Origin of the sequence: Tropheryma whipplei str. Twist, from assembly GCF_000007485.1 — a bacterium.
In the GTDB taxonomy this organism is placed as follows: domain Bacteria; phylum Actinomycetota; class Actinomycetes; order Actinomycetales; family Microbacteriaceae; genus Tropheryma; species Tropheryma whipplei.
The window spans coordinates 882790-901260 of the sequence record NC_004572.3 but is presented as its reverse complement, the minus strand read 5'-3'; the positions used below and the strand labels follow the sequence as shown (position 1 = coordinate 901260).

The 18471-nt window shown below is 48.8% G+C and carries 18 protein-coding genes and 3 tRNA genes; 11 read left to right on the top strand and 10 right to left on the bottom strand.

The annotated features are described in order from the left end of the window. Nucleotides 1-6 precede the first annotated feature (6 nt). From eno to TWT_RS04355, 5 genes are all read left to right on the top strand, one after another. A complete protein-coding gene (gene eno / locus TWT_RS04370; protein WP_011096730.1) occupies nucleotides 7-1293 on the top strand; it encodes a phosphopyruvate hydratase in 1287 nt (428 codons plus the stop codon). Beyond that, complete coding sequence (locus TWT_RS04365; protein WP_011096729.1) at nucleotides 1290-1700, top strand: septum formation initiator family protein; 411 nt, start codon at nucleotides 1290-1292, stop codon at nucleotides 1698-1700. Before eno ends, TWT_RS04365 begins: the two co-directional genes overlap by 4 nt. Next, nucleotides 1687-2190: a DUF501 domain-containing protein gene (locus tag TWT_RS04360; protein ID WP_042491359.1), complete on the top strand. Its 504-nt coding sequence runs from the start codon at nucleotides 1687-1689 to the stop codon at nucleotides 2188-2190. The genes TWT_RS04365 and TWT_RS04360 overlap by 14 nt, the downstream gene beginning before the upstream one ends. Nucleotides 2191-2269: 79 nt before the next feature. Next, on the top strand, nucleotides 2270-3598 hold the full coding sequence (locus TWT_RS04735) for an NAD(P)/FAD-dependent oxidoreductase (protein ID WP_011096727.1): 1329 nt from the start codon (nucleotides 2270-2272) through the stop codon (nucleotides 3596-3598). Continuing rightward, nucleotides 3589-3662: transfer RNA gene (locus TWT_RS04355), tRNA-Leu, on the top strand. The genes TWT_RS04735 and TWT_RS04355 overlap by 10 nt, the downstream gene beginning before the upstream one ends. A gap of 8 nt (nucleotides 3663-3670) precedes the next feature. Here the strand turns inward: TWT_RS04355 and TWT_RS04350 are convergent. From TWT_RS04350 to TWT_RS04730, 7 genes are all read right to left on the bottom strand, one after another. Continuing rightward, nucleotides 3671-3925 carry a hypothetical protein gene (locus TWT_RS04350; protein ID WP_033800034.1) on the bottom strand — a complete coding sequence of 85 codons (255 nt, stop codon included), beginning with the start codon at nucleotides 3923-3925 and terminating at the stop codon, nucleotides 3671-3673. Nucleotides 3926-4008: 83 nt separating this feature from the next. Continuing rightward, complete coding sequence (locus TWT_RS04345; protein ID WP_011102781.1) at nucleotides 4009-5661, bottom strand: PASTA domain-containing protein; 1653 nt, start codon at nucleotides 5659-5661, stop codon at nucleotides 4009-4011. A gap of 4 nt (nucleotides 5662-5665) precedes the next feature. Next, nucleotides 5666-7423 carry a protein kinase domain-containing protein gene (locus TWT_RS04340; RefSeq protein ID WP_011102780.1) on the bottom strand — a complete coding sequence of 586 codons (1758 nt, stop codon included), beginning with the start codon at nucleotides 7421-7423 and terminating at the stop codon, nucleotides 5666-5668. Between the two features lie 3 nt (nucleotides 7424-7426). Further along, nucleotides 7427-8875 carry a peptidoglycan D,D-transpeptidase FtsI family protein gene (locus TWT_RS04335; RefSeq protein ID WP_230440508.1) on the bottom strand — a complete coding sequence of 483 codons (1449 nt, stop codon included), beginning with the start codon at nucleotides 8873-8875 and terminating at the stop codon, nucleotides 7427-7429. A gap of 51 nt (nucleotides 8876-8926) precedes the next feature. Beyond that, nucleotides 8927-10273 carry an FtsW/RodA/SpoVE family cell cycle protein gene (locus TWT_RS04330; RefSeq protein WP_011096723.1) on the bottom strand — a complete coding sequence of 449 codons (1347 nt, stop codon included), beginning with the start codon at nucleotides 10271-10273 and terminating at the stop codon, nucleotides 8927-8929. Nucleotides 10274-10435: 162 nt separating this feature from the next. Continuing rightward, nucleotides 10436-10885: an FHA domain-containing protein gene (locus TWT_RS04325; RefSeq protein WP_011096722.1), complete on the bottom strand. Its 450-nt coding sequence runs from the start codon at nucleotides 10883-10885 to the stop codon at nucleotides 10436-10438. Between the two features lie 215 nt (nucleotides 10886-11100). Next, complete coding sequence (locus TWT_RS04730) at nucleotides 11101-11772, bottom strand: FhaA domain-containing protein (protein WP_038104415.1); 672 nt, start codon at nucleotides 11770-11772, stop codon at nucleotides 11101-11103. A gap of 67 nt (nucleotides 11773-11839) precedes the next feature. On the opposite strand from TWT_RS04730, the gene TWT_RS04315 reads away from it, so the two are divergent. Continuing rightward, nucleotides 11840-11923, top strand: a tRNA-Leu gene (locus tag TWT_RS04315). 123 nt (nucleotides 11924-12046) lie between these two features. Here TWT_RS04315 and TWT_RS04310 read toward each other — a convergent pair. The 3 genes from TWT_RS04310 to TWT_RS04300 all read right to left on the bottom strand — a co-directional run bounded on the left by TWT_RS04310 (nucleotide 12047) and on the right by TWT_RS04300 (nucleotide 14024). Next, complete coding sequence (locus tag TWT_RS04310) at nucleotides 12047-12928, bottom strand: DNA-methyltransferase (protein ID WP_011096720.1); 882 nt, start codon at nucleotides 12926-12928, stop codon at nucleotides 12047-12049. 125 nt (nucleotides 12929-13053) lie between these two features. Next, nucleotides 13054-13138, bottom strand: a tRNA-Ser gene (locus tag TWT_RS04305). Nucleotides 13139-13205: 67 nt separating this feature from the next. Beyond that, on the bottom strand, nucleotides 13206-14024 hold the full coding sequence (locus tag TWT_RS04300) for an HAD hydrolase-like protein (protein ID WP_155115593.1): 819 nt from the start codon (nucleotides 14022-14024) through the stop codon (nucleotides 13206-13208). A gap of 78 nt (nucleotides 14025-14102) precedes the next feature. On the opposite strand from TWT_RS04300, the gene TWT_RS04295 reads away from it, so the two are divergent. The 5 genes from TWT_RS04295 to TWT_RS04275 all read left to right on the top strand — a co-directional run bounded on the left by TWT_RS04295 (nucleotide 14103) and on the right by TWT_RS04275 (nucleotide 18389). Beyond that, nucleotides 14103-16103 (top strand): M13 family metallopeptidase, encoded by a 2001-nt coding sequence (locus TWT_RS04295; RefSeq protein ID WP_230440507.1) that lies wholly within the window; start codon nucleotides 14103-14105, stop codon nucleotides 16101-16103. 123 nt (nucleotides 16104-16226) lie between these two features. Next, the gene (locus tag TWT_RS04290) at nucleotides 16227-16589 is read left to right on the top strand and encodes a hypothetical protein (RefSeq protein ID WP_011096717.1); all 363 of its coding nucleotides are present in this window, start codon (nucleotides 16227-16229) and stop codon (nucleotides 16587-16589) included. A gap of 12 nt (nucleotides 16590-16601) precedes the next feature. After that, nucleotides 16602-17045, top strand: coding sequence for a phage holin family protein (locus tag TWT_RS04285; protein WP_011096716.1), 444 nt, complete (start codon nucleotides 16602-16604; stop codon nucleotides 17043-17045). Nucleotides 17046-17047: 2 nt separating this feature from the next. Next, complete coding sequence (locus TWT_RS04280) at nucleotides 17048-17353, top strand: hypothetical protein (protein ID WP_038104933.1); 306 nt, start codon at nucleotides 17048-17050, stop codon at nucleotides 17351-17353. Nucleotides 17354-17585: 232 nt separating this feature from the next. Then, nucleotides 17586-18389 (top strand): polyprenol monophosphomannose synthase, encoded by an 804-nt coding sequence (locus tag TWT_RS04275; protein WP_011096714.1) that lies wholly within the window; start codon nucleotides 17586-17588, stop codon nucleotides 18387-18389. The last annotated feature ends 82 nt before the right edge of the window (nucleotides 18390-18471 follow it).

The following is an 18471-nucleotide window of genomic DNA, read 5'->3' as shown; positions in this document are numbered from 1 at the left end:
TCTGTCATGTGTCTAATAGATTCTGTACATGCAAGGCAGATCCTCGACTCTAGAGGCACTCCGACCGTGGAGGTTGAGGTAACTCTCGAAGATGGATCTATGGGAAGATCCGCAGTTCCATCTGGAGCTTCTACCGGTGCGTTTGAGGCGCACGAATTGCGCGATCAGGATAATAATGAATACCTCGGTAAGGGCGTCACGCGGGCTGTTCGTTCTGTTAATTCCGAGATAGCACCGGTTCTTATCGGTTTTGACGCATTCGATCAGGTTGGCCTTGACCACCGTATGATTGAGCTAGATGGGACTAACAACAAGAGTAGGCTTGGCGCAAATGCCATTCTTGGCGTTAGTTTGGCCTCCGCGAGCGCTGCGGCACGCGCCGCTGACCTGTCGCTTTTTAGGTATTTAGGCGGTCCATCCTCGCGCATATTGCCGGTTCCAATGATGAATATAATAAACGGCGGTGCGCACGCTGATACAGGTGTTGATATTCAAGAGTTTATGATTCTGCCGGTCGGCGCACGTAGTTTTTCGGAATCCTTGCGCTGGGGCTGTGAGGTGTATCACTCTTTGAAGGTCCAACTTAGAGAGAGCGGACTTTCGTCTGGTTTGGGTGATGAGGGGGGTTTTGCCCCTGCTTTGCGCAGCAATCGCACGGCGCTGGATTTGATTTTATCTGCTATTGAGAAAGCTGGTTTCTCCCCGGGGATCGATATAGTGCTTGCCCTTGATATCGCGGCGAGCGAGTTCTGTAAAGCACCTGGACACTACAGATTTGAAGGGAAAGATATAACATCTGACGAGCTCATTTCATACTATGAGGGCCTGTTATCTTCATATCCGCTTGTCAGCATAGAAGATCCGCTTGATCAAGACGATTGGGAGGGGTATCGCACCCTAACCACCCACATTGGTGATAGGGTGCAAATTGTTGGCGATGATCTCTTCGTAACTAATACCTCGAGGTTATCCAGGGGGATTCAGTCTGGTGTGGCAAATTCTATTCTTGTTAAAGTAAATCAAATAGGTACTTTGACCGAGACGTTTGACGCAGTCGATATGGCAGCTAAAGGGGGATATACCGCAGTTCTGTCTCATCGCTCGGGCGAAACCGAGGATACAACTATCGCAGATATGGCGGTTGCAACAAACTGTGGACAGATAAAGACTGGCGCGCCCGCTCGCGGCGAGCGTATTGCAAAGTACAACCAGCTCTTGCGAATTGAGGAAAAGCTTGGAAGGTCTGCTCGTTATGCTGGGTGGCTATCGTACCCACGATGGCAAGGCAAATGAATAGCGTCAGACGCTCTAATATCAGGGTCTATTTAATTATCCTGATCATTCTTGTCCTCGGCACTCCGGGCATATTTGTTACAATCTCCCAGATATATAGTCAGCACCAGTATGTTTTGCAACTCACAGCTGCAAACAGTGCCTTACGCAAGGAAATCGATAGCCTAGAGGCGTTGAGACGTAATTGGGATGATCCTAATTATGTCTCAACGCAGGGAAGAAAGCGGTTTTATCTGCTAAAACCGGGAGAAGTTGGATTTTTACTAATCAATGATGTTCCGCAGCTAGCTGATGAAAAGCGTGTGGTAAACAAGGAAATTGTTCTCAGTTCTGTGAATTGGGGGCGCATGTTTTTGGAAAGCATAATAAATGCGGGCCCCTCTAACGCTCATTATGTTCCGAAATAAAGTGCCCACGCGAATTCGGGGAGTTTCAAAGAGTGATGTTGATGCTCTCACTCGGCAACTGGGTCGCGCACCAAGGGGGGTAATGGCTGTTATCCTGCGATGCGCCTGCCATGCACCGGCAGTTATAAAAACCGCCCCGCGATTGCCTGACGGTCAGCCCTTTCCAACACTGTACTACCTGACGCTCCCAAGGGCTGTTGCAGTTTTTTCTCAACTTGAGTCAGAAGGTTTTATGCGTACCATGAATGATGAGCTTGACAATAACGCCTCGCTCAGGAAGCAGTACATGGAGGCGCATCTGAGTTATATCTCGCTGCGCAATGATGTAAGAATAGTACCCGAGATTGCAAATGTGTCTGTTGGTGGTATGCCGTATAGAGTAAAGTGTTTGCATGCCCTCGTGGCACATGCCCTCGTGACAGGTGCCAATCCCGTTGGTAATATGGCTTTATCAGCGGTTAACTGGTCGTTGCGTTACTGTGACTGTTAGGTACAGTAACGCTTGTGTGTGTGCGATGCAGACGGTGAGGTTTGCTCGCCGCGATTTTGAGAGGTAAGAGTTTTAGCTCATGGCAGAAAAAGTATTGATAGTTGGCGGCGGTTTTGCGGGCTTCGGGATTGCCCGGATTTTGAGAAAAAAACTCAGATACTTCGAGGTTTCACTTGTGGACCCGCTTCCGTATATGACCTATCAGCCATTTTTACCGGAGGTCGCAGCCGGGTCGATTGAACCCAGAAATGCTGTCGTGGGCCACCGCAGGCATTTAGCGGGGGTTCGCATTATTAGTGGGAGTGTCACTTCTGTTGATCATACGAAGCGAGTTGCGCTTGTTACTCCGCGCTGCGGCGAGCCGTGGGAGGAGGCATATGATCAGATAGTTATAACCGCCGGTGCTGTGTCGAGAACTTTCCCTATTCCGGGCGTATCAGATTGCGCAGTTGGCCTAAAGAGCATAGAAGAGGCTGTGTTTGTGAGAGACACTCTGTTGAGTAATTATGAGCACGCGGCGGTTTTGCCCCCTGGCCCGTTGCGTTCAAAGCTTTTGACGCTTACGGTCATAGGCGGCGGTTTTGCGGGCATTGAAGCAATTGCAGAATTAAGGTCATTGGCCACTGCCAAGGTCAAAGGCAGCACGAATATAGACCTCAGTGAGACCCGTTTTTATCTTGTTGAGGCGGCGAATCGGATAATGCCAGAAGTGTCTTTAAAGTCCAGTAAGTGGGTTATTGATAACCTAACGCGCCGAGGTGTTGACATTCGTCTTGAGACCCAGCTTAAGTCTTGTGTCGATGGCAAGATTGAGCTGTCAGATGGCCACTCGTATGAGTCTGGTCTGATACTGTGGACAGCGGGTGTTATGGCAAATCCGGAAGTCGCAAAGGGAAGCTCTATGCCTCTTGATAATCGTGGAAGGATTACCGTATTGCCAACGCTTCAGATATGTGATGGGGACAAATTGATTCCACATGCCTGGGCTGCTGGTGATATTGCCGCTGTTCCAGATATGTCTGGTGGTGGCGTACAGGGCTTCTGTGTACCTAATGCGCAGCACGCTGTGCGACAGGCAAAATGTCTTGCAAAAAATCTGTGTCTTATGCAGTCCGGCCGTATGCCGAGGAACTACCTGCATGTTACAAAGGGGAGTGTTGCCGGGCTAGGCGTTGGCGTAGGTGTCCTTCAATATGGCAGAATTGCCGTGAGAGGCTTTTTCGGCTGGTTCGTGCACAGGGCATATCACAGCTTGGCTGTCTCTGTCGTGGAGCGCAGAGTGCGGATCACCCTTGACTGGTTCTCGGGTTTTGTATTCAAGCGCAACACAGTCGGACTAAGGAACCTAGATAGCCCCCGCGCAGGCTTTCAGCGCTGGGCGGCAAAAGGCGGAAAGAAGCCCTCGTAGCCCAATCGGCAGAGGCAGACGACTTAAAATCGTCCCAGTGTGGGTTCGAGTCCCACCGAGGGCACGTCTTGGCTAGTAAGGCTCGGTGGGTAGGAAGGACATAAATAACACTAGGGATGCAATGTACAGCAATACACCAATGATAGCGATAATCAATCCAGCCTTCGAGAGGCTTTTGGGCAGGCCCTCATTCTTTGCCTTAACAAGGCCAATAATTGACAGCACAAGACCAATAATAAGCAAAGGCCAGAGAAGGAAACCAATAATTGACAGCACAAACCCCGCCGTCCCAAGAGGGTTACCGCCCTTATTTTCATACCCTGACATATACACAACTCCAATCGAATAACCCGAGTAAATCCTGACTCTACCTTATCAGAGCAGGAAAAACAACTACAAGGCGCGCGATATTAGTTTGTTGATGCTGGCGAAGTGTTTGTGCCACTGTTTGATCGCTCGGGCGCCCCTGAAGGATTTGAGCTTTCTCGGCTCATGTCTTGTTCTTTGTCGCTAGGGGTTGTGCGAGTATTTTGACTGTTACTCGTCTCGGTAGGCAGTTTTTCTACTGAGCTCGACGATGTTGCACTCGAGGAAGATCTGCTTGGGCGTGATGTTGCACGCGGCGCTGTGCTTGCAGTGGTGTTTGAAGTACTTGCCCCCGAACAGGTCTCCAGCGTAATCTCAGTTTCCTGTGGCACAATCGATCCGCCTGCGGGCTTTTGCGCGTTTACGGTATCCCCAGAGCAGATCTTCTTTACCTCGAGACGCAGTTCAGCAAGTCCTCGACGTGCCGCTTCAAATCTGGCACCCACAAAATTTGGCAGCTCAAGCATTCCGTCAGATAGGCTAATTGAGACTTCGGTATCACTGTCTACAACCGCTCCTGACTTGGGGGATGTCCCTGTAACATAGCCGACTGGCATTGTCGCAGAATGCTCTGTGTTTATTCTGAATTTTACCCCCAGATCATTCAATTTCTTTATTGCCTGCTCCTTGTCTATTCCTATAAGGTTTGGCATTGACAAGTTGCTTAACGGTGCACCGACCTGCGCCTGTTTGTTATCAGGCAGATTTGTTGTAATTAGCGCTGCACTTACGGTAATGACTGCAGCAACAGCACATATTGCAAGAGCGATAAACGCAACCGCATTGCTATGCTTACGCTTCGGATGGCTTGACTTGTGGGGCAGATTAACCTGCGCAAGGATCTCGTCCTTTATACTGAGAGGGTCAATTTTCTTCTTAGGTTCTATCGCCTTACGTAAGGCATCACTCATCTCGACTGCACTCGAGAATCGACTCGTAGGCTCTATTGCAAGCGCCTTTCGCAAAACACAATCTATTGCCTCATTTGTGTCTGACCTATACCGTGTGGTGCACACTTGTTCGCCCGTAATATAAGTTGTTCCTGTAAGCAACCAGTACAACAGTCCGCCCAGAGAGTACACATCACTTCTATATGTGATCTGTCTTGGTTCTGCTTTATAGGCATTCAGAGATCTGTCAACCAGTAACTCGGGTGCAAAAAATGCCTTACCATCTTCCAGCGGAAGAGCTGCATCATTGACAGAAGTTGCAATCGCAAAATTGATAACTTTCAGAGACCCATCATGACACGTAATATTTTGTGGACTTATACTGCCATGGGGTAAATTGCCCTGTCGCCCCGCTTCCAAAGCAAGTGCAACCCCGTCTATTACTTCGGCTATGAGTCTTATGCTTTTACTGATGGTAATGAAACACCCCTCAAGGGATTTTTCTTCGTGATGGGTCGATTCGCTCGCGATAAATTGTCTTATAGAATCGGAAAAATAATCTTCCCCGCCATCAAAGATGGTTGCGATATGGGGACTGTCAAGTTTTACAGCCTGACGCACCCTAGTATCCAGAGCCAAGGAAAATTCCTTTTTATCAGACACCTCAGTGTCAAACAGGACCACATTTACGTTTCTCTTAAGTCGCCTATCGTAACCTTGATACATTTTGTAGTACCGGGCAACCCTCAGGCACTTTACAAGCTCATAGCGGTTGTTGTGCGGCATGGGTGTGGATATATCTGACAAAGCGCTATCCGGAAGATGCGATACTTGGCGTATGTGAGCCGTTCGTACTTATTTTCAGGACGTCAGAAAACCCGGAATTGAATGTTTGATTTTTTCCGGGAACACTGCAGTCTGCACTGTATTTTACAGACGCCTCATTTTGTATGAGGAGGAGTTCTACCTGAGTTGTATCTGCCCCTACGGTGCCTGGCCCTTGAAGCACTGCGCCATCGACTGAAATCCTATAGAGGGTAACTTGACTGCCAGCTGGACAGGAAGTGTAAACCGGCCAGGAAACATATACACTGCCCCCGATTTTTGGGGTACCGATCAGTCTTGGTGCAAATGCAGGCGGAGTCATAACCGGTGGGCCATAGACCTTCACATCGATTACTGCAGGAATTGTCAGGGTCCCAGTTGGCGAAATAGATTCAACCAAGCCTGCTTTATCAGCCGATGGCGCAGGGCCGGCACTTAGACGTTTTATCCCTACCCCGAGAGCAAAAAGAGCCTTCTGGACACCATCAAATGAAAGCCCAACATACTTGCCGGGATCTATAACAACTGTATTGCCTGCGGGCCTTGTATTCGGTGATACGATTGTTGGGATATATGATGCAGCCGTCTGTGTGACATCGTGCGTCGAAACTCCGGTCTTTGTCTCGGTAAGCCCCCCGCGGTTTCCGGTTACAATAATTGCCAAGGCACCACCCCCAACAATAACCGCTAAAGCCGTGATTGTGCCCACAACCGGTAAAACCCACTTGCCCCTTGCTGGCTTAGATTCACTACCACCATTGAACTCCATGGTCTGTCCAAGCAGACGTGTGTCGAACTGACCAAGTTTGCTGTACAGGCTAGTAGTTGTTGATATTGCTTTCGTTTGATTATCAAGCACTTGCCCGGAGCCGTTCTGTTCACCGGACGCCGCGAGTGGCGGATAAGCCCTTGCGGCCTCTGCAAGGTCATCTTTCAACAACGCACTTGCTGCATCGGCTAGATTTCCTGCTGATTTTGGTCTCCGCTGTGGCTGCTTCTCAAGACATCCAAGCACGAGTCTCGCAACTGGCCTTGGAATATCTTTCGGTAAATTGGCAGGGGTATCTCCAACATGGGCTACCGCTATGGCAACTTGCGAGTCCCCAACAAAAGGACGCTTGCCAGTCAGACATTCATACGCCACAACCCCAAGTGAGTATACGTCGGTCATTGCATCAGCTTTTTTGCCAGCCGCCTGCTCTGGTGATAGGTAGTGAACCGTGCCCATTACCTGCCCAGTAGTTGTAAGCGGCACCTGGTCTCCGATTCTTGCAATTCCAAAGTCCGTTATCTTGACAAGACCGCTTTCTGATATCAATATGTTGCCGGGCTTTATGTCCCTATGAACTAAGCCAGCAGAGTGTGCTGCCTGCAAGGCGCGTGATATCTGAACCACTATCCTCAAGACTTCTTCCACCGGCAGCATGCGTTCGCGCTCTAGAACAGCCGACAGGGGTTCACCATCAACGAGCTCCATAACCAGATAAGCAATGCCCTTCTCCTCGCCATAGTCAAAAATATTAGCTATGCCGACGTGATTTACGATTGCTGCATGCCTAGCTTCTGTTCTGAAGCGTTCTATGAAATCGCGGCTACCAACGTATTCTTCCTTTAGGATTTTTATCGCTATATGCCGCTGAATAACCTCATCATGGGCCTTCCAGACCTCGCCCATGCCCCCGATCGCAATCCGAGCAATCAGTCTGTATCTCTTGCCAAGCACCGTACCGGCGTCAAAACTCACTGTCTACCTCTCGTTCAGAGCTTCTTCTATAAGTTTTTTGGCAATCGGTACGGCAATCGTACCGGCGTCACCCTTTTGCTCCTCAAGAACAATGCTAACAGCCAGAAACGGTCTGTCAACCGGGGCAAAGCCGGTAAACCACAGGGTGTTTCTTCCTGTACCATCCTCCGCGGTACCCGTTTTTCCCGCAATCTGTATTCCTCTAATTTTGCCCCTCCTAGCCGTACCGTATTCCACCACTGATTCCATAGCCTTTGAAAGTTTTTTTACAGTCTCCTGGGTTGCCACCCGACCCAGCATCTCTGGGGTAAATTCTTTTATCGTATTTGCATCGGGACCTTTAACACGTTGCACAATATTCGGCTTCATAAGCTTTCCATTGTTTGCAATGGCAGCACTTATCATGGCGATTTGGAGTGGGGTTGCCCAGATTTCCCATTGACCAAAACCGCTTTGGGCGAGTTGTGCAGAGTCACCTGTTACAGGATATTCAGATGCCTGAAATGGTATCGGAATAGTAATTTTTTTCCCAAAACCGAATCTTTCAGCCATCTTGCTAATCAACTCACCACCCAGATCGGTGGCTATTTTTCCAAAAGTGGCATTACACGAAAATGCGAGGGCTTGTTCCAGGTTAATTTTGTTTCTCCCGCTACACGCTCCTGAGTTTTCTATAAAAAATCTGCGACCCGGAAAAGTCAGGAGGTTACTATCCGTTACTTCTTTGTCTAGGTCGTAGCGTCCGGTCTCAAGCGCTGTAGCCATGGTTATTATTTTGAAAACCGATCCAGGATGATACAAGCTTGCCGCTCTGTTTATAAGAGGCTTAGCCGGGTCTTTAAGGAGCTTCTTGTAAGACTCTTCTACATTCGTGTCATTTGAGAGTTTGTTTGCGTCAAATCCAGGACGGGATACAAGGGCCAGAATTTTCCCGCTTGATGGTTCAATAATTACAGCAGACCCTCTAAACCCCTCCAGTGCTCGCCATGCAATTTTCTGCAACTTTTCGTTTATCGTAAGAAGAACGCTTCTTCCGTTTTCAGCACCTTCAAACATTCTGCTGAGTCCCACAGGATTTGCGCCAGACAGTTCTGAATTGAGATATTTCTCCAGCCCCGACCTGCCATGCACATTGTTGAAGTATCCCGTTATTGCCGAATAGAGTTCCGGATGAGCATAAAACCGCTTGTAGGACTTTCCTCGCTTTTCGGAATATGCCACCCTCTCATTTCCAACAAAAATCGGCCCGCGATAAACGCGTTCGGCCGCGTACAACACTCTCGAGTTGCGGGGATCTTTCAGGAAGTTATCAGCAAAAAGACCTTGAATCCCGCTTGCAGACAGCATTATCATTAGGAACATTGCGACAACGATATAACTTATAACCCGTAGGGCCGGGTCGATTGCGCGCCCGTCACGGTTTTTTTTGTCTACATGTTTGACCGATAGCATGTTGGACATATTGTTACTACCTATGCCGCCAGGGTTGTTGTATCTGGACCTTCATGTCTTCCATTCATTCAACGCGGGAGAGTTGCGCAGGTTATCGGATATACGGATAATCAGGCTAACAATTATCCAGTTCACGAATAAGCTTGACCCTCCCGATGCTAAGAATGGCGCGGTAAGTCCCGTAAGCGGAATAACGCGTGTTATTCCGCCGGCGACTATAAACACTTGTACAGCTATGATGCACCCTAAACCCGCGGTGAGGAGCTTTGCAAATTCATCATTTGCCTCCAGAGCTACTTTTATAGCTTGAAAAAAAATTGTCATATACATAATCATTATTAGGCTAAAACCGGCTAATCCAAGCTCCTCACCCAGGCTAGCCAATATGTAGTCGCTTTGTGGTAACGGGGTTATGCTTGGATAGCCTCGCCCGAGACCTGTGCCAAGTAATCCACCGAAAGCCATCCCGAATATTCCTTGTACGAGCTGGTAGCTTCCACCAAAGGCGCGTTCGAATACAGACTGATCAAACGCATTGAGCCAAACATCAATGCGATATCCAACATAGGTCATAATTCTCGCCGCAAAAAATGTTCCAGCAAGCAACATTACGCCGCCAATGATTAATAGCCGCATCCTGGAAAGGGCCAGATATGTCAGGATAATAAACAATGCGAAGTAAAGGACCCCCGTCCCAAGGTCTCGCTGGACTGCGATAATCAGAACACACAGAATCCATACGGAAAAAATTGGCGCAAAATTGCGTATTTTGGACAGAAAGATTTTGGCTGATTGTTTTGCAATCAAAGTCTCGCGATGTGAATACAGATAGCTTGCAAAAAAGATTGCCAAAGTGATCTTTACCAATTCGCCCGGCTGGAACGAAAGACCGCCAAGCTTTATCCATATTCTTGCACCGCTGACAGATTCGCCAATCCCCGGCAGGATTGGCAGCAAAAGCAATGCGCATGACACAAGCCCCAGTAAATATGTATAGCGCTGCAGAACTCGATAATTCCGTATGGTAACAATAACCACCGATGCGACCAGGAGACTAAGTATTGACCAGATAATTTGCTTAGTGCCGTAAGAGGTTTTATTCTCAATATCAATTCGGTATATCTCTGCGATTCCGAGGCTGTTTAGCAACAATGCGATTGGAAAGATAAAAGGTTCTGCATTTGCGGCGTAGAATCGGATCACGGTGTGCATGATTATGGCTGCGCAGTAAAAAATCCCCGCGAAGATAAACACATTAGCGTGCAGGCTTTCCGACACCCCAAGCTCAACCAGTACCAGACATGCATTACCGATGAGAATGACGATTATTATCAGGGCCAGCTCGATATTTCGTCTTTGACGTATTAGTTTTGACATACCCAAATAAAGCCTATACATACTCTGTTGAGTGCTCTATGCGAGCTTGAAATTCCACACGAATCAATGCCCCGAATGCGGACTCCATTGGGTGAGAATAGGCGCGTAAAATCTTGTTTCACATACAGCCTGCACGCGCTGACTTATATTGCATTGTCGTGATTAGAGCACGCATAGACCCGTTCAGGACAATCTGATAGCGCTGCTACCGATTTTAAGCTCCTCACCAATCCTCAGGGTAATTGCCTGCCCTGATGGAATTCGCTTCCCGTCAACAAATGTCCCGTTACTGGAACCAAGGTCGCGAACTTTCCATCCAGATTCCGTGAGAACTAATTCTGCGTGGTGCCCAGAAGAGAAACGATCAGACAGAGCTATTTGACAGTCAGGGGTTCTACCAATTAGCATCCTCGGTTGCTTGATTGGTATCTTTTGTTCCGAGCATTCCGTTTTGACAGTCACCATTTTTGCCCCAACGCTTGGGGAAAATTTCTTACTGCTTATCCGGGGTGTCGCGAGATTATCCCTCCCCTTCGGCAGGCTTTTGTACAAAATAACAATTGAGCACAAAACAAAGATCCACAGAAGCCCCAAAAATCCGACTTTTAGTGTAAAAAATATAAACTCGTTCATTATCTAAACCAGATGCCCAGCATGCCATAGCATGTGACCTGGCACGAACCCCATGTTTATTTGTTGTTTAATACCTAAATTTCGTAGCGCAGATCTCCAGGTGCTTGCCCTTTCTAAGGATAGTCCATGCTGCTTTTCAATACCCAAAGCAGACAATGTCGCAGTCAACAATGTCGCAGTCAACAATGTCAGATGCGCTATTGGCACTGAGTTTACTAATCAAAGATCGGCAGAAAAACAAATAGAATTTTTTGCCTGCCAAGATTTATTAGTGAGTTATTTTTTAGCGTAGCCTTGGTGCACCTTTTGCCATTTACTTTGAATCCATTAGATGAACCTATATCAACAATCATTGCTTTTTCTCCGTCAACGTCTATCTTGGCGTGCTGCCTGCTAACAGACGAATCTGCAAGGCGAACATCAGCACTTAATCCCCGGCCTATGATGACGGATTGTTCTATTGGATATCTCTTATCACCGATTATCAGGAATGCTCGCCATGCAACAGACCGGTTTACCACCTCGATCGTAAACCCTCTTGAAAGATTCTTGCTCGGCACGACAGTTACGTCTATTCCGCCGGGATACCTGTAACCTTGCACCCTGACATGCTCTTTCGCGAATTCACTGAGCTCTTTGGCAAGCTGGTCAGCGCGTGACAGGATGTGCTCGCCACCTCGTGGACTCACCTCAATCACATAATGACTGGGAGCATCAGACGATCTTCTGTTGGGCACAAGGCACGCCGTCGAGTCTATTTTATGCTTTAGAGCGCTCGTCAGCTCTGTGGGCTGAATCTGGGAACGAAAAGTTTTTGTAAAAACTAAGTCAACAATTTTCGCTATACTCTGCTCAATTCTTTCTAAAATCCCGATACCCACACGCATGCTCCATTCCTGCGGGTCTATTGTATTGTTTACTATTGCGAACTTATTCCGAGGGTTGATTTGGCCCGCGCGAGTGGCGGAATTGGTAGACGCGCACGGTTCAGGTCCGTGTGTCTGCGAAGACATGGGGGTTCAAGTCCCCCCTCGCGCACAGCAACAGACTTGCAGCACCGGCGCATATTGACCCTTATGAGACACTTGACTGGGATCAACAGGCGCGCCCAGCGACGTATAAGTGAGATTCACTGCCCAACACCAGATAATCCAGGTTTTGTTAATACAGCTTTGTGTACCTGACTGGATTTTCTGACAGACTCCGATCTATTCTCAATTTCATTATTTTCACGGCTTGAGGACTGTTGTCAATCAGAACAAATTTACGACCCAATTTGCCCGCAACAATCCCAGTGGTTCCGCTGCCAGCAAAAAAATCAAGCACCCAATCATTTGGACGGCTGCTTGCTTGAATTATACGCCTCAAAACCCCCTCGGGTTTTTGCGTTGGATACCCAGTCTTTTCTTTTCCGGTTGGTGACACTATTGTGTGCCACCAAACGTCTGTTGGTAATTTTCCACGTTTCGCTTTATCAGGAGTTACAAGCCCTGGGGCCATGTACGGCTCCCGATCAACATTTTCGCTATCGAATAGATATTTTCGTGGATCTTTGGCGTATACGAGGATATTGTCATGCTTTGCGGGCCATCTCCTTTTTGTCTTTGCTCCGTAGTCATACGCCCAAATGATCTCGTTTATAAATGAATCGCGCCCAAAGATGGAATCCAGTAGGATTTTTGCATAGTGCACCTCCCGGTAATCAAGATGTAGATAGAACATCCCTTCCGGCTTGAGGAGCCGCCATGCTTCGTGCAGTCGCGGTTTTAGGAATCCCAGGTAATCATCGAACATATCTGCATATTCGGTCCTACTCTCCGAGAGTATTTTGTACCTGTTTCCGCAAAATCCGATCTGTTCACCGTAGGGTGATCTGACCATCTTGCTGCATTGTCTGGTTTGTCGTTTACCCGTGTTGAATGGTGGGTCTATGTATATGAGTTGGAAGGAGTCATCAGGTAATTTGTGAAGGAAGTCAATGTTATTACCTTGCACCACAAGGTTGTCTCCGTCTGGACTCCAGCAGGTACCACCGTTCCGCACCCGATCATTCTAGTGGAGGCGCTTCTTTAGCCCAGCGTGAGACATACGAAGATTGATCTGACAGACCCATTGAGCATGCCCGTTATGTGCCACTGTCTTATGTCCATACAGCCGAGCGTGTTCTGCGGAGGATAGGGGATTCGAACCCCTGAGGGCTTGCACCCAACGCGCTTTCCAAGCGCGCGCCATAGGCCACTAGGCGAATCCTCCATTGCACCCGCAATCGAGTTTACTGCAGATTGGTAAGGTGAAAGTCAGACCAGCTTAGTGCAGGGCCTTAAAGGGGGCTAAGCAAGGCGGAAGTTAGCTGTTCTACATCATCCACGACAAACTTTTCCTTTGCCAATTCCTCTTTGCTCGCGTACCCCCACGAGACCAGTATCGCGGGTAAGCCGTTTGCCCTAGCACCGTGGGAGTCATAGCATCTGTCGCCAACCATAACAGCCCGACTGGTGTCAACGCACATATTATTCAGGGCTCCTAGCGCATTCCCAACAACAATCGCCTTTTCTCCATCCTCTTCATTTGGCTTGCCGCCTTCTATGGCACAGAAGTAAGGAGTTATTTGATGGTTGTCAAGTATCCGAACGGCCAGGAGTTTGGGTTTGGATGTTGCGACCGCAATTGGCATCTTGGCTTCTCGCAAGCTATCTAACATCTCGCAGATACCCGGGAATAGCGGATTGCACGCAACCCCGATATCAAAATTTTCGCGATACACCTCAACGGCTTTTTCTGCATCTTTACGGCATAGCCCCAAGATATTTGTGAAACTCTCAATCAAAGGCGGACCAACAAACGACCGCATGGTTCTGTCATCGGGAACCGGCAGGCCAAAGAACTCAATTGCACGCTTCAATGAGCTCACTATGCCCTCTAAAGAGTCAATTAGCGTCCCATCGAGATCAAATAATACACAACTGTATCTCCGCATCACCGTATTCTGCACCTGTCTCTTATGTTCACCACTTTCAATAGGGCCCGTAAGTTCGACGGCCCCAGAGACGGCATGAATCGATAAGAAATCCGCATGCACACCCTTAAAATTGCCGGTCACGCCAGACTCGTAACCCAAATACCTGCGAAATTCTAGCACGCGGCCCAGTGTATGCGCCGCCACTTATCCCATGAAAAATTGCCTTGCGGGCTCTTAGGTGAGGTAGGATATCCGATTGTGAAGCCCTTCGTTAATGGTCAATCCGGGTTTGACTGCTCTCCGCGTGATGATCTTTATCGCCATGTAAACGGGGAATGGCTAAAGACAGCGCAGATTCCAGGGGACAGGTCGACTTACAGTTGTTTTACCGTTCTTGCGGATGAGGCGTTGGCCCGCGTTAGGGGCATTCTTGAAGAGTGCGTGGGTGGTGCAAAATTCTTAGGGGAAGATACTAATACCCCCGACGCGGATGTTCGACACAAGATCGGCACTCTGTACGACATGTTTATGAATACAGAAGAGCTCGAGCGACTTGGCCTCTCTCCCCTTGTAGATATGCTGGACAAAATAGAGAGCGTCGAGACTCAGCAGGACCTATTCCGTACTTTGGGGTGGTTGACCCTCCAGGGTGTTGGTGGTATTTTCGATTCCGCGGTTTTTCCTGACCCATTCAACCCAGAGCGCAATGTCCTTACATTTGCTCAGTCTGGACTTGGGTTGCCCGATGAAAGTTACTACCGCGAGACGCATTTCGCTTTCGTGCGCGATCAGTACCGCATCTATCTTGAGCGGGTTTTCAAAATTCTCGGGGCCCAGCCCGATGACGCAGCAGCTGTGTACGACTTTGAGTGTAAGGTAGCGAAATTCCATTGGAATGTCGTTGATTGCCGGGACGCAACCAAGACGAATAACCTCATGAGCTGGGATGAACTGAAGAGTTCTGTTGTCTCTGGCCTTGACCCGTCGCTTCAGGAAGGACTGAGGGATGCTCGTGATCTGATGGAAGTTTGGCGTGAGTCTTCCGGTCTTCCCCATCCGCAGGAAGTGATAGTCAATCAGCCGGATTTTTTCTCGAATCTTGGTGAGTTACTTGCAGGCACACCGATCTCCACCATTCGTTCATGGTTACGCTCGAAGGTGTTTGCATCGTTTGCTGTATTGCTCAATGCTGAAGCTTATTCTACTTACTTTGATTTTTATGGGCGTGTGATAGCGGGTCTTCAGTCTCACCCCCCCCGGTGGGAACGCGGTGTCAGGTTTGTGAGTTCTGTAATGGGCTTTGCAATCGGCAAGATCTACGTGAGCAGGTATTTCAACTCGACAGCAAAGGCTCGTGTTGAACGAATTGTTTCGAACCTTCTTCTGTCGTACCGTCAGAGCATTCTCTCTCTTGATTGGATGACCGAGACAACAAAAGAGAAGGCCCTGGAGAAGCTTGACATGTTCTCTGTGAAGATTGGGTACCCACAAAAGTGGTTGGATTACTCGTCCTTCTGCCTGAAAGATGGCCTGGTCGATAGCGCAAGGTCAGGCGCCGCCTTTGAGATTCTTCGAGCCAGAGAGAAACTGTCCAAGCCGGTTGATAAAACTGAGTGGTTCATGACACCTCAGACTGTCAATGCCTACTACAATCCTCTCGCCAATGAAATTGTCTTCCCCGCTGCGATACTGCAGCCACCCTATTTTGATGCAGAGGCTGATGATGCCGTGAATTATGGGGCAATCGGCGCAATAATAGGCCATGAGATCGGACATGGTTTTGACGATCAAGGCAGTAAATACGATGGCCGGGGGGTTCTGCGTAATTGGTGGTCAGATCAGGACCGAGAGGCTTTCCACGAGAAAACAAAAAAACTGGTTGATCAATATTCCGCAATTACGCCAGAGTGGGCTAATGGTCAGTCAGTAAATGGGCAACTCACGCTCGGTGAAAACATAGGTGATCTCGGTGGACTTTCAATTGCCTGGAAAGCTTATCTACGGTCCCAAAATTATTCGGGCCTGGATAGCGTTGACCGAGGTGTTGCAAGGAAGTTTTTTTTCGCTTGGGCGGTGATGTGGCGACAGAAGAGTAGACCAGAGCACGCGGCGAAGCTTCTCGCAATTGATCCGCATTCCCCGAGTGAATACCGCTGTAATCAGGTAGTACGCAATCTTGACGAGTATCATTGGGCCTTTCAAACCGAAACAGCCGACGCTATGTGGCTCCCGCAGTCTGATCGTGTATCAATTTGGTAGTTTTGCATTTTCTGCATCCCTAGACCATCTTTCGTTTCTCACTCCTTCCGTTCACCTATCTTTGCTTGATTTTTGTGAGTCCTGTGCTAGCCTGTGTTATACAAACGCAGTGTGGGGGTTCATGTGAAGAAGGTGCTTTTTCTTGCAGGTCTCCTTGTCGGCTACATTCTTGGTACCCGTGCTGGCAATCGTCGTTATGTTCAGATGAAGGGTGCTGTTGAGAGAGTGTGGAAGACCGATACAGTCCAGGCCGGTGCCCGCAAGGCGAGGGATGTCTTCGAGGGCACTGTTCCGCGATTGGTCGATGGAGTGAGTCAGTTTATCGTAAACTGCTTGGATTTTGTTGGCGCTTTGCCTTCATCGAAGCCCACGACTAACCCGAGGCCTCGCAGATCGCGCCCCTCCGCACCAACCTCCTCGGCCACTGAGCGTACTCGCTCAACCACCCCGCGTCGCCCATCTTCTGGGCTTTCTGAGTCCAGTTAGTCGAACGCAGCCGTGAGACGTAGGCGTTCGCTATTTGCTCTGATTGGCGGTTTACCGCTTCAGGTGCTTGAGCTGGTAAAAGCAGAGGTGTTGGTGGTGCGCGCCGTCTTGTTTCACCGCTTGCGCCTGGTTCTGTCTTCATTGTTTTTTCTCGTTGCAGGCTTTGTTTTGGCAGGCCTGACACTTCAGGCATTTCTTGCCGTCGCAGTTTTGTTGTTATCGCTCGCCTTGCCTTTGTGGGCGGCATTTCTTGCCGTCGCAGTTTTGTTGTTGATTCTTACCTCAGTCAGTATCGCACTCGCTATGCTTCTACTCTCCAGAGCCAGAGGCCCCGTACCCGAACAGCTTCAAGCAGAAGAGACAATAATGGGTGCCGATCAAGATGGGCAGCCGAGTCATGACGCCCCCGGGCAAAGATGTAACACCGGTGTGCGTGATAGTGAACCGCAGGTGTGATAGTGAAAAATACTGACGATGTGTACGAGGAATGGGAAGATGCTGATTCAGATAACCCGTGGATCAGGTCATATTTGGCCAGAAAAAAGCTTTCGGACACATTGCGTGACATTCGCTACAGCGTCAATCTTCCCGCGCGCCTTGCTGACACATCTTGCTTTACAAGACTCAGTCGCCTTATGGGTAATAGGCTGTTTATTTTTACGCTTATCATCCTCCCGATAGCTGTTGTTGTGTCGCTGTTTCTTCGCAGCCGAATTTGCAACAAGCGAACTTCCTCTCGCAAATCCATCAAGCAGCACAGTTAACATGTCGAATAGCGTGCCCAACCCTTGTAATACACGGCACTGTACTTTAGTTGATATGCCCAAAAGACTCTTACTAAGCTGTAATTATTTGCGCAAGGCGTGTTCGCGCTCCATAGCATGCACCTCTCCCCTCAGTCGTCTTGTCGCCGCGTGCCATTCTCGCACAACGCAAAGCCTGGGTGCCGCTGTGTATTCCCATGTTTGTTACGCGTTGTACCTTGCGGGGGGCTAGTTGCACGATCTGTCACGGCATCCGGTCATTATCATCCCAACCTACAATGAAAGGGAGTCCCTACCCAGGATAGTTGCCGACATACGGTCTGTTCTGCCGGATATAAATATCGTAGTTGTCGATGATAATAGTCCAGACAGAACAGGCGTTTTGGCAGATCGACTAGCGGAGTCTGATGACCGTATGTCTGTTGTGCATAGATCTAAAAAGGCTGGCCTTGGTGCAGCTTATCTACACGCCTTTTCCAGGGTTATAGAGTCCGGAGCGAGAGTTATTGTCCAAATGGATGCTGATGGCAGTCACAGCCCCAGGGATCTGAAAAGACTGTTATCGCACTCGCAAGATTACGATGTTGTCATAGGTTCGCGATGGATTACTGGTGGCGTTGTTGTTAACTGGTCCATGCGACGCAAGTTACTGAGTAAAATGGGGTCGTTTTACAGCAGAATTCTGCTTCGTATACGGGTTAGGGATGTTACATCCGGCTTCAAGGTGTGGAAAGCGGAAGCCCTAAGAAAAATGGATTTTTCTTCACTAAATAGTAGGGGGTATTGTTTTCAGATAGATTTGCTGCGCGAGGCAATAAGGTCTGGGGCTTCAGTAAAGGAGGTTCCGATCCGATTTGCTGATCGAGAGCGTGGTGCCTCGAAAATGACAGGTTGGGTTATTCTTGAGGCTTTGTTACGCGTGACGGCGTGGGGGTTATTAGATGCGGTTAAGTGTTTGTTCGGGTGGCTCCGGATTGACCCGCGTAACGATACGCGTCCAGCCTGCAAGAGGCGACCGACGAAGAGGGCAAAATAAGTAAAAATAGGAGAATCACGCAGTCAAAACAAGCCCTTAGCCCCATGTCTTCGCTCGCCATAGGTGGTGTGCATATGGCTAC

What these genes read in the sequence shown, in the direction of transcription:
- TWT_RS04365 (WP_011096729.1), top strand. Translation starts at nt 1,290, where the DNA reads ATGAATAGCGTCAGACGCTCTAATATCAGGGTCTATTTAATTATCCTG.
- TWT_RS04735 (WP_011096727.1), top strand. Translation starts at nt 2,270, where the DNA reads ATGGCAGAAAAAGTATTGATAGTTGGCGGCGGTTTTGCGGGCTTCGGG.
- TWT_RS04360 (WP_042491359.1), top strand. Translation starts at nt 1,687, where the DNA reads ATGTTCCGAAATAAAGTGCCCACGCGAATTCGGGGAGTTTCAAAGAGT.
- TWT_RS04335 (WP_230440508.1), bottom strand. Translation starts at nt 8,875, where the DNA reads ATGCTATCGGTCAAACATGTAGACAAAAAAAACCGTGACGGGCGCGCA.
- TWT_RS04730 (WP_038104415.1), bottom strand. Translation starts at nt 11,772, where the DNA reads ATGCGTGTGGGTATCGGGATTTTAGAAAGAATTGAGCAGAGTATAGCG.
- eno (WP_011096730.1), top strand. Translation starts at nt 7, where the DNA reads ATGTGTCTAATAGATTCTGTACATGCAAGGCAGATCCTCGACTCTAGA.
- TWT_RS04330 (WP_011096723.1), bottom strand. Translation starts at nt 10,273, where the DNA reads ATGTATAGGCTTTATTTGGGTATGTCAAAACTAATACGTCAAAGACGA.
- TWT_RS04350 (WP_033800034.1), bottom strand. Translation starts at nt 3,925, where the DNA reads ATGTCAGGGTATGAAAATAAGGGCGGTAACCCTCTTGGGACGGCGGGG.
- TWT_RS04325 (WP_011096722.1), bottom strand. Translation starts at nt 10,885, where the DNA reads ATGAACGAGTTTATATTTTTTACACTAAAAGTCGGATTTTTGGGGCTT.